This window comes from Streptomyces scabiei 87.22, assembly GCF_000091305.1.
Classification (GTDB): domain Bacteria; phylum Actinomycetota; class Actinomycetes; order Streptomycetales; family Streptomycetaceae; genus Streptomyces; species Streptomyces scabiei.
This window is the reverse complement of the sequence record NC_013929.1, coordinates 7,034,526-7,044,980: the sequence shown is the minus strand read 5'-3', so window position 1 is coordinate 7,044,980 and position 10,455 is coordinate 7,034,526. Positions and strand designations below refer to the sequence as shown.

9 protein-coding genes are annotated in these 10,455 nt (G+C 74.7%); 5 read left to right on the top strand and 4 right to left on the bottom strand.

The window, feature by feature from the left end; all coding sequences use genetic code 11:
* Positions 1-38: 38 nt before the first annotated feature.
* Positions 39-929, bottom strand: coding sequence for an ATP-grasp domain-containing protein (locus SCAB_RS30340; protein WP_037725326.1), 891 nt, complete (start codon positions 927-929; stop codon positions 39-41).
* A gap of 159 nt (positions 930-1,088) precedes the next feature.
* Entirely contained in the window at positions 1,089-1,958 is an 870-nt protein-coding gene (locus SCAB_RS30335) for a DUF3152 domain-containing protein (protein ID WP_013003924.1), read from the bottom strand.
* Between the two features lie 429 nt (positions 1,959-2,387).
* Here SCAB_RS30335 and SCAB_RS30330 point away from each other — a divergent pair, with 429 nt between their 5' ends.
* On the top strand, positions 2,388-3,455 hold the full coding sequence (locus tag SCAB_RS30330) for a MerR family transcriptional regulator (protein ID WP_041669831.1): 1,068 nt from the start codon (positions 2,388-2,390) through the stop codon (positions 3,453-3,455).
* Positions 3,456-3,533: 78 nt separating this feature from the next.
* Here SCAB_RS30330 and SCAB_RS30325 read toward each other — a convergent pair whose 3' ends face one another.
* Both SCAB_RS30325 and SCAB_RS30320 read right to left on the bottom strand, forming a co-directional pair.
* On the bottom strand, positions 3,534-4,535 hold the full coding sequence (locus SCAB_RS30325; RefSeq protein WP_013003922.1) for a nucleotidyl transferase AbiEii/AbiGii toxin family protein: 1,002 nt from the start codon (positions 4,533-4,535) through the stop codon (positions 3,534-3,536).
* Positions 4,532-5,224, bottom strand: coding sequence for a hypothetical protein (locus SCAB_RS30320; protein ID WP_013003921.1), 693 nt, complete (start codon positions 5,222-5,224; stop codon positions 4,532-4,534). Before SCAB_RS30320 ends, SCAB_RS30325 begins: the two co-directional genes overlap by 4 nt.
* Before the next feature lie 246 nt (positions 5,225-5,470).
* Between SCAB_RS30320 and SCAB_RS30315 the strand changes: the two genes are divergently transcribed.
* The 4 genes from SCAB_RS30315 (at position 5,471) to SCAB_RS30300 (ending at position 10,446) form a co-directional block, all read left to right on the top strand.
* Positions 5,471-6,976, top strand: a complete 1,506-nt coding sequence (locus tag SCAB_RS30315) for an acyl-CoA synthetase (RefSeq protein ID WP_013003920.1) — start codon at positions 5,471-5,473, stop codon at positions 6,974-6,976.
* Entirely contained in the window at positions 6,969-8,447 is a 1,479-nt protein-coding gene (locus SCAB_RS30310) for a carboxyl transferase domain-containing protein (RefSeq protein WP_013003919.1), read from the top strand. Before SCAB_RS30315 ends, SCAB_RS30310 begins: the two co-directional genes overlap by 8 nt.
* A gap of 195 nt (positions 8,448-8,642) precedes the next feature.
* A complete protein-coding gene (locus SCAB_RS30305) occupies positions 8,643-9,680 on the top strand; it encodes a rod shape-determining protein (protein ID WP_037725325.1) in 1,038 nt (345 codons plus the stop codon).
* Positions 9,681-9,954: 274 nt separating this feature from the next.
* On the top strand, positions 9,955-10,446 hold the full coding sequence (locus tag SCAB_RS30300) for a hypothetical protein (RefSeq protein ID WP_231885148.1): 492 nt from the start codon (positions 9,955-9,957) through the stop codon (positions 10,444-10,446).
* Positions 10,447-10,455 lie beyond the last annotated feature (9 nt).

Genomic DNA, 10,455 nt, shown 5'->3' with positions numbered 1-10,455 from the left:
TGAGACGGGCTCGCGGGTCCGGGTGCGGGGGCGGCGGTTCAGCCGGTGGTCGCCGCTGCGAGGATCGCCTCGACCACGCGGGGCAGCGACTCGGGGTGCAGCCACAGGAAGAGGTTGGGTTCGACGAGTTCCAGCTCCATCACGCACGGCCGCCCGTCCTCGCCGGTGACGAGGTCGACGCGGGCGTACAGCAGCTCGGCCTTCCCCGGTACGGCTGCCAACGCCCGCTCCGCGACGGCGAGTTCGGCCTCGGTCGGGGTCCAGGGCACCAGGTCGGGGTGGGCGATCTTGTCGGCGTCGTAGGCCGTGCCGGGCGCGAGCACCGCGCCCTTGCGGCTGGCGTGCAGCAGCCGGCCGCCGAAGAACTGCAGGGCCCGCTCCCCCTCGGCGTCGATGCTGGTGACAAAGGGCTGCACCATCGCGGTGAGCCCTTCGGCACGCATCCGCTCGACGTGCCGTACGGCGGTGTCACGCTGGTCGGGGGTGTACCGGGCGGCGAAGCGGGCGCCCGCACCGGAGGTGGGCTTGACGACGTACTGGTGGGTCTCGGGAAGCTCCACGGGGTCGCCCGGTGCGAGATAGGCCGTCGGCACGACGGGCACCCCGGCGGCGGCGAGGTCGCCGAGGTAGCGCTTGTCGGTGTTCCAGCGCACGACCCCGGCCGGGTTGGCGAGCCGGGTGGCCCCGCCGGTCTTCTCCGCCCAGGCCACGAACTCGGCCGCGCGCCAGCTGTAGTCCCAGGTGGACCGGATGACGACGAGGTCGTACCCGGCCCAGTCGGCCGCCGGGTCGTCCCAGTGCACGGCCGCCGCGTAGGCCCCCGCCTCCCCCAGTGCCCGCACCAGCACCGGCAGGTCCCGGTCGTGGCTCGTCTCCGGCCCGGGGTCGTAGGTGGCGACGGCGATGCGGGGGGCGGCTGTGCGGGCCACGGACGACTCCACTTCTCGGACGGTCACGACGACCCTCCGGGCACGTTCCCCAGGGGCCTTCGCCGCAGGCTAACAACCGCGCGGGCCGAGGAGGCGGGGAGTTTCGACGGGCGGACGCCGCTCACGGCAGGCTCACCCCCGGGCAGGTGCGGGCCCCGCTCACGGCACGGCGGGGCCCGTCAGGGCTCGGCCCTTGGTGTCGTACGGCCAGACGTTGGGGACGCAGCCGTTCATGCCCTTGATCTGCTGCATCATCGCCGGGGCGGGCTTGCCCTTGCCGGGGCAGCCGACGTGGCCCTGGCCGAGGAAGTGGCCGACCTCGTGGTTGATGATCAGGGCGCGGTAGGCCGGGACGTCCTCGGCGTAGACCGGGGTCGCCAGTTCCCAGCGTTCCAGGTTGACCATGACGTCGTCGTTCACGTTGCAGTTGAACTCGCCGCCGGTGTCCAGCCCGCCCGCGCCGCAGACGTCGTCGACGGTGCCCGGGGTCGCGACCTTGACGACGAAGTCGGAGGGACCGCCGGAGACCCGCCGGAAGGCGTGGTCACCGCCCGCGGTCCAGCCGCGCGGGTCGGCCAGGACGCGTTCCACCTCGTCGGCGACGTCGTCGAGGGAGAGCGAGAGCCCCTTCTCGACCTCGACCCGGTAGCGCAGGGGCGTACCCTCGCCCACCTTGCCGCTGCCGCCGGACGCCGTGCGGAACGTCCCCGGCCCGGTGGCCGGGATGGTCACCGGCCTGCCGCCGGGGGACGACGACGCCGACCCGTCCGGCGAGGGGTCGGCCGAGGAAGAGGAGGAGGGGGAGGGGGAGGAGGAAGGGCTCTGCCGGGCGCCGGCATCGGAGCCGGAACTCCGGCCGGGGCCGGGACGGGAACCGGTGGCGGGCTCGGAGCCGGGGCCGGACGAGCGGCGGGACCGCTCGTCCGGGGACTCGGCGGAGGAAGTGGGCTCCGCCTCCGCGGCCACCTCCCGCGCTCCCCCGTTCATCCAGCTCACCGCCGCGAATCCGGCGACACCGAGGACCGTCACGACCCCGAGGCCGCCCCACAGGGCCCCTCTCCCCCGGGGCGCGGGGGCCTTGCGCCTGCGCCCCGGGCCTCCGCCCCTGCCCTGGCCCTTGCCTCGGCCCCTGCCCTTGCCCCGGCCTGCGGCCGTTCCCTCGGGTGAGCCTTGAGCGGTGACACGCGGCGAGCCGCCGCGACGCGTACGAGCGCCGGAAGGTGTTCCTTTGTGCGCGGTCATGTTCCTTCAGAGTGTGATCAGTATGTGATCGGATGTGGCCGAGTCAGTCACGAAAAGATAACGGATGATCGGCGCGGTTCCGCACACCCCGCTTGACCTTCCCCTTCGGTGAAGCCCCAGCATCGATCGCGGAACGAGGAACCGCCGGGCCGCAAGGCCGGAACCTGCCCGGGCAGGCAGGAGAACCGTGACGAGCCGGGGAGGGCCGGGAGAGCCATGGAGATGCTGACGATCGGGGCCTTCGCGAAGGTCTGCCGGCTGTCGCCGAAGGCACTGCGCCTCTACGACGAGCTGGATCTCCTGCGGCCCGCCCGGGTCGACCCGGACACCGGCTACCGCTACTACGCCACCGAGCAGTTGGAGCAGGCCCGCCTGGTGGCCTGGCTGCGCCGCCTCGGCATGCCGCTGGCCCGCATCCGTACGGTGTGCGCGCTGGAGCCGGGCCCGGCGGCCCGGGAGATCCGGGCGTACTGGGCCGGGGTCGAGGCCGAGACGGCGACCCGGCGCGACCTGGCGGCCTTCCTCGTCCATCACCTCGCCCACCCGTCCGAGGAGGACACCACGATGCAGACACTCCGTCACGCCGCCGTCTCCGACACCGGCCTGGTCCGCGCCGCCAACCAGGACACCGCCTACGCGGGCTCCCGGGTCCTCGCCGTGGCCGACGGCTTCGGCCCGGCCGGAGCCCCCGCGAGCACGGCCGCCGTGGAGGCACTGAAGGTCCTGGAACACGGCACCCTGCCGGCGGGCAGCGTGCTGAACCTGCTGGAGGACGCGGTGCGCGGCGCGGGTTCCGCCGTACGCGGCATCGCGGGGAACGGCGACGACGGCACGACCCTGACCGCGATGCTCTGGACCGGCTCCCACCTCGCTCTCGTCCACATCGGCGACTCCCGCGCCTATCTGCTGCGCGACGGCGAACTGTTCCGGATCACCCATGACCACACGGTCGTCCAGTCGATGATCGACGAGGGCCGGCTGACTCCGGAGGAGGCGGCCGCGCACCCTCAACCGGCCCTGCTTCTCAAGGCGTTGACCAACGGCGAGTCCGTCTCCGCCCCCGATCTCCGTCTCCACGACGCCCACCCCGGCGACCGCTGGCTCCTGTGTTCCGACGGCCTGCCCGCGGTCGTCCCCGACGCCGGCATCCGGCGCGTCCTGTCCACCGCCCCGGACCCGGGGTCCGCGGCACAGGCACTGGTCGCCGAGGCGAACGGGGCGGGCGGCCCGGACAACGTGAGCTGCGTGGTGGCGGACGTGGTGCGGGAGGGGGCCGGGACGTAGGAGCAGTCGGTCCCCAGTGCCGCGGCAGGCAACGTTGGGCCGGGCGTCGCGACGGGGCGAACGTTGCCTGCCGCGGCACTAGGCTCCGGCCCGCAGCGGCATCGCCTCCAGCGCCCGGTCAAGGCGGTCGGCCCACTCCCGTGCCGTACCCCGCACCCACGGGTGGGCGGCGCGGAAGTCCGCCCAGTCCGTGGAGTCCAGGACGACGGTGTCCGGAACGACGGTGTCGGGGCGGGGGGCGTCCGCGGCCGCCGTGCCGCCGGCACGGTGGCGGAAGACCTCGCGCAACAGCCCCGGTGAGAGGTCGGTGACGTCGGCCTCCGCGAGGAGCACGGCGTCGTAGAGGTCCTTGGCCCGGGCGCGGCCCTCGGTGGCGCAGTCGGTGTGCAGCCACAGGAGCTTCCAGGCGAGGGAGAGGCCGGGGCCGGGAGTACGCACGACGGTACGGCCGGAGCCGTCGCCCCGCGGGATCGCCGTCCACACGGGAAGCTCCGGCAGCCTCTCGTCGCGGGCGAAGTCCAGCCTCGCCTCGCCGGGCGGGAGGCCCTCCGCCGTCCAGGGGACGGTCAGGCGGGTGCCGGGAGTCTCGTACTCCGTGTAGGTCCAGGTGCCGTCGGGCCGGGCGGCGGACACGTCGAGCACCACCCCCGGCGCGGCCACCGGCCGCTCGCGCACCAGGTCGAGCACCGCCAGATGCGGCGGGTGTTCCTCCGGCTCCGCCCCGACCACCCAGTGCAGCCCGTCGGGCGGCACCGCCGGCCGCAGACCTCCGGTGTCGAACTCCTCGAACGTCCAGATCTCGTAGCGTCCGGCACCGCCGGCCGCCTCCGGCCACTGCTGGACGACGTCCAGCCCCTCCACGTACGGATAGGGGTGGGCGTCGTCCACCGGGACCAGCAGCGGCCGCGGAACGATCCAGTCGAGGTCGGCGGGTTCCCGTGCCGCCTCCCCCACCCACGCCGGCATCACCATGCTCCCGCGCAGCACGAGGTCGCCCCCCAGGGGCGAGTCGGCGACGAGGCGGAGCAGATGGTCGAGCACGGCCCGGTGGGCGGCACGCCAGGGCCCGGAGCCGGTCATGAGGGCTGCGTCCGCACGCCTGCCGGCAGGTCCGCCCGCCCCGGCGGCCCCTCGTCGATCCACCCGGCGTCCAGGCCCGGGCCGTCGTCGTGCACCACGAACTCCTCCTCCACCTCGACGGCCTTGAACCCGGCCTCCGCGAGCGCGTCGAGGAGGGCGTCCAGACGGCGGCGGGCCTCGGGGCGGCCGACGTCACGGCAGCGCTGGGTGACGAACCGCTCGTGCCCGCGCCCGTCACCACCGCCGCCCGTACGCCGGGCGTTGCGCGAGACATGGGCCGCGTGCCGCCCGGCGAGGGCGCGTACGCACGCCACCTCGGTGTCGTCGGCGAGGGCGAGCTTGACATGGTGTTCGAAGTAGCAGCCGGACGGCAGCGCACGGGCCTGAGCGGCGGTCAGCGGCACGTCCTCGTTCCACGGTGCCGCCTCGATCTTCACCCTGGCCACCCCGAACCCCTCGGCGTCCAGCCGCCCGACCCACCCGGACGCGGCCGCACGCTGCGCCGACAGGGAACCCTCGCCGCGCACCGTCACCATCGGCTGGTCGGGCACCGCTCCCCGGTCGAGCACGATCCGCGTGTACTTGACCCGGTGGCGCTCAGCCCACCGCCGTACGCGCTCCTCGCCGCCCGGCCCGTCCCCGACGACCACCGTCAGATGGGTCTCGAACTCCCCCGTGAACTCCCGCACCCCGGCCTCGCATCCCCGCGCGCATCCCCGTGCGCCTCGCCCGCCCGCTCCCGGTGGCCGACTGTACCGACCACCACCGACAGCGGCCGCTGCTCGCCCCACCTCCTCGCCGCCGCTCCTCGCCGCCCCGTCGGTCTGCCGCGTCGGTGGAAGGGTGGTGTGGCTGGTACTGGTGGTTCCCAGGGTTCCGGTAGTCAGATGTGCGGTAGCGGTACCTCGGACGGCGACAACCAAGGAGTACGCGACGTGTCATCTCTCTTCCCGGCCCTCACCGGCGAAGCCCGCACCCCCGCACGCCCCGCCCTGCGCTTCGGCGACCGGTCCCTGACGTACGCGGAACTCGCGGCCGTCACCGGCGCCCTGGCCGCCCGGCTCGACGGCGTCGACCGGGTGGCCGTCTGGGCGACCCCCACCCTGGAGACGGCGGTGGCCGTGGTGGCGGCACTGCGGGCCGGCGTCCCCGCCGTACCGCTGAACCCGAAGTCCGGGGAGAAGGAGCTGGGGCACATCCTCGGCGACAGCGCCCCCTCGCTCGTCCTCGCCGCGCCGGGTGACGAACTGCCGCCGCCGCTCGGTGAGTTGCACCGCATCGATATCGATATCGATGTCGATGCCGACGCCGGTGACGAGGGCAGTGCCGACGCGCGCGGCGGCGGAGACCGGCAGGCCCCCGCCGAGGGGACGGCCGACGAGGAGTCCGCCGCCCTCGTCGTCTACACCTCCGGCACCACCGGCCCGCCCAAGGGCGCCGTCATCCCCCGCCGCGCCGTCACGACCACCCTGGACGCGCTGGCCGACGCCTGGCAGTGGACCGCCGACGACGTCCTGGTCCACGCCCTCCCTCTCTTCCACGTCCACGGCCTGATCCTGGGCGTCCTCGGCCCCCTGCGGCGCGGCGGCGCGGTCCGCCACCTGGGCAGGTTCGACACCGCCGCGGTGGCCCGGGAGCTGTCGGCCGGGGCGACGATGCTGTTCGGCGTCCCCACGATGTACCACCGCATCGCGGAGACCCTGCCCGGCGACCCGGAGCTGGCGAAGGCGCTCGGCGGCGCCCGCCTCCTCGTCTCCGGCTCGGCCGCGCTGCCCGTGCACGACCACGAACGGATCTCGGCGGCCACCGGACGCCGGGTGATCGAGCGGTACGGCATGACGGAGACCCTGATGAACACCAGTGTCCGCGCCGACGGCGAGGCCCGCGCCGGCACGGTCGGACTTCCGCTGCCGGGGGTGGAGCTGCGGCTGGTCGAGGAGGACGGCACCCCGCTCACGGCGTACGACGGCGAGTCGGTCGGCGAGATCCAGGTGCGCGGCCCCAACCTCTTCACCGAGTACCTCAACCGCCCCGACGCGACCGCCGCCGCGTTCGCCCCCGACGGCTGGTTCCGTACCGGCGACATGGCCGTACGCGACCCGGACGGCTCCGTGCGCATCGTCGGCCGCAAGGCCACCGACCTCATCAAGAGCGGCGGTTACAAGATCGGCGCGGGCGAGATCGAGAACGCCCTCCTCGAACACCCGGGGGTCCGGGAGGCAGCCGTCACCGGTGAACCCGACCCCGATCTCGGCGAACGCGTCGTCGCCTGGATCGTCCCGGCGGACCCCCAGTCCCCGCCCCCGGCGGGCGAGTTGGCGGCCCACGTGGCCACCCACCTGTCGCCCCACAAGCGTCCCCGCAGGGTCAACTACCTCTCCGCCCTGCCCCGCAACGACATGGGCAAGATCATGAAGCGAGCGCTGAAGACGGATGAGTGACCGGCGCGTCCCGGCCCGCGAGGCCGTCGCCTTCCTGACGGACGACTTCACCGAACTCCCCACGCCCGAGGGCGACCACGCCCCCGACGGCCCCCTCGCCTGGCAGGGCTACGACGCCTCCCGCGCCCGCGCCGCCGAGCGCACCGGGGAGGAGGAGTCGGTGGTGTGGGGGCGGGCGGCGATCGGCGGTACGGCGGCCGTCGTGATCTCCTTCGAGTTCGGCTTCCTCGGCGGTTCGCTCGGCGAACGCACCGGCGACCGTCTGGTGGCGGCGCACACGTACGCCCGCGCGCACCGCCTCCCGGTCGTCCCGCTGGTCGCGACGGGCGGCAGCCGTATGCAGGAGGGGATGCGCGCCCTCGCCCAACTGCAGCGCGTGGCACGGGAGTCGGCGCTGACGAGCGCGGCCGGGCTGCCCCGGATCGCGGTGCTGCGCGACCCCACGACGGGTGGCGGCTGGGCCACCCTCGGCGCCGGCGCCGACATCGTCCTCGCCCTCCCCGGCGCCCAGGTCGGCTTCGCCGGCTCCCGGGTCCGGCCGCCGGACGCGGACCCGGCGGCGTACACGGCGGAGGCCCAGCTCGCGGCGGGCTCGATCGACGCGGTGGTCCCCCCTGCCGCCCTGCGCGACACGCTGACCCTCTACCTGACCCTCCTGACCGCCCCCTCCACCGCCCCGGCACCCCCACCCCGAGCCCTTCCGCCGGACACTCCCCCGCAGCCTGAAGAGCACGGGGCGCAGCCCCTGCTTCTCAGGGGCGCGGGGAACTGCGCGACCGGCCCTCACGAACCCGCAGCCGCCACCCGACCGAACCCCCCACCCCGATCGGCGCCCCTCCCCACCACCGGCTGGGAGGCCGTCCAACGCGCCCGCTCCCTCCGACGCCCCCGCGCCGAGGCCTACTTGGACGCCTACTTCACCCGCCGAGCCCCCTTGCGAGGGGACCGTGCCGGCGGCACCGACCCCGGCATGCTCTGCGGCTTCGGGGAACACGAGGGCCGCACCATCGCCTACGCGGCCCAGTGCGGCACCCCCACCCGCCCGGCGGGCTACCGCACCGCCGCCCGTCTGATCCGCCTCGCCGACCGCCTCGGCATCCCCGTCCTGACCCTCGTCGACACCCCCGGCGCCGCGAACGACGCCGACGCGGAACGGCAGGGCGTGGGCCCCGCCGTCGCGGACCTCTTCACCGCCGTGGCCACCGCCCGCACCCCCGTCACGACCCTTCTGATCGGCGAGGGCGGCTCCGGCGGCGCCCTCGCCCTGGCCGCCCCCGACAACACCTGGGCCACCCCGGACAGCTACTTCTCGGTCATCGCGCCGGAACTCGCGGCGGCGATCCTCAAACGCCCCGCGCACCGGGCCCCCGCCACGGCGGACGAACTCCGGCTGCGCCCGCAGGACCTGGTGGAGCTGGGCGTCGTACGGGGAATCGTCGAACCGGCACGACACCTCCGCCCACCCGGCTGACGGCCGGACCGCCGCCGCGCCACACGCCACCCCGCCGTCCCGCGTCGAACCACCCGTCCGGCCGCACCCCCACCCGGCCCACCCCAGCAGGCACCCCGCTCCCGCCCCGCGCACGATGCAAGGGAACCGGGGAACCGCCGACCGGCGGCGGGCCCGAACGGTCCGTGCTCTCGGGAGGATCCGCAAATGACCGCGATGACCGCCAGTCTGGAGCAGCTGCGCCGCTGCCACTTCGGCGTCGACCTGGGAGCCGCGCGGACCCGCGTGTACGTGAAGGGCGCGGGTCTGGTGGTGGACCAGCCGAGCGTGGCCGCCGTGAACATCCGGACGGGCGCGCTGATCGCCGTCGGGGAGTTCGCCGAGAGGATGATGGGCCGTACGCCCGACTACATCCGGGTCGTCCGGCCCGTCTCCGGCGGCACGGTGGTCGACATCGAGATGGCCCAGCGGATGCTGCGTCAGCTGCTGGGCGACCGGGTCCGCCGCACCCTGCGCCGCAAGCCCGTCCTGCGCGCGGCCGCCTGCACCCCGCACGGCGCGGACCCGCTCGCCCAGCGCGCCACGATCGAGACCCTGGTGGGTCTCGGCGCCCGGCGGGTGGAGCTGGTCGACACGCTCATCGCGGCGGCCGTCGGCTGCGGACTGCCCGTCGAGCAGCCCGAGGCCACCATGATCATGGTCTGCGGCGCCGGGGCCACCGAGCTGGCCGTCCTGTCCCTGGGTTCGGTCGTCAGCGCCGTACGGATTCCCGTCGGCGGCGAGGCCATCGACCACGCGATCGTGCAGCACCTGCGGCTGCGTCACGAGCTGACCCTGCCCAGCCAGTCCGTACGGCCGCTCCAGCTCGCCCTCTCCGGCAACGGCCTCACCCCGCACGGTCCCGCCTCCACCGAGATCCACGGCCTCGACGTGGCGACCGGCCTCGCCCGCTCCGTACAGGTGGACACCGCGGCCGTGCGCGACGCCATCCAGACCCCGCTCACCGCCGTGGTCGACGGCATCGGCAAGGTGCTGCGGGACTGCCCGCCCGACCTGGTGGCCGACCTCGCCGACCGCGGCATCATGATGGTCGGCGGCAGCGCCCTGCTCCCCGGCTTCGACCAGATGCTCCGCCACGCCACCGGTATGCCCGTCCACATCGCAGAACGCCCCGACGTCTGCGCCGCCCTCGGTCTCGGCGCCATGCTGGACGGCCGCATCGCCCCCATCAGCCTGGACCCGGTGGGCGACTGACCCGTTCCCCTGCCCTGCCGCCGCCGTCCCACCGGAGTCCCCTCGCACCGTCCGCCCCGCCCACCCGGCGAACACGTCTGCGAACATCCGGCGGGCATGCACGTGAGCGGCAGCATCCGGAGCACGGGGGGCGGCCGGAACCACGGCCGTCACCCGGCGGTCGCCCCCGTGAGCCCGTGACGCCCCACCGAACACCCGTTTGTGTCGTTCTCGCCGGAGTCGCCCGCCGCTAGGGTTACTCGGAGGAACGCGGGCCACGGAGGTGAGCGCACGGATGCCAGGCCACGTGACCCGGATCGGTGTCACCGGACACCGTCAGATCCCGGAAGCCGCCCTCCCCGCCGTCCGTTCGGGCATCCGGGCGGAGTTACAGGGCCGCCCCGCCACCACCCGGGCCCTCAGCAGCCTCGCCGCCGGCGCCGACCAGCTCTTCGCGGAGATCGCCCTGGAGAGCGGTCTGCAGCTGACCGCGGTGATCCCCGGCATGGACTACGAGGCCCATCTCGGGGACGACGAGGTCAGGGCCGCCTACCGCCGGCTCCTCAAGTGCTGCGGCGAGCGCGTGGAACTGACGCGCGAACGGACCCACGAGGAGGCGTACTACGCGGCGGGCCGCTACATCGTCGACCACGCCGACCGCCTGATCGCCGTCTGGGACGGCGACCCGCCCCGCGGGCTCGGCGGCACGGCCGACATCGTCGACTACGCCCACCTCACGGGTGTGCCGGTGACGGTGCTGTGGAGCCCGGGCGTGCGCCGCGCCTGACACGGCGCC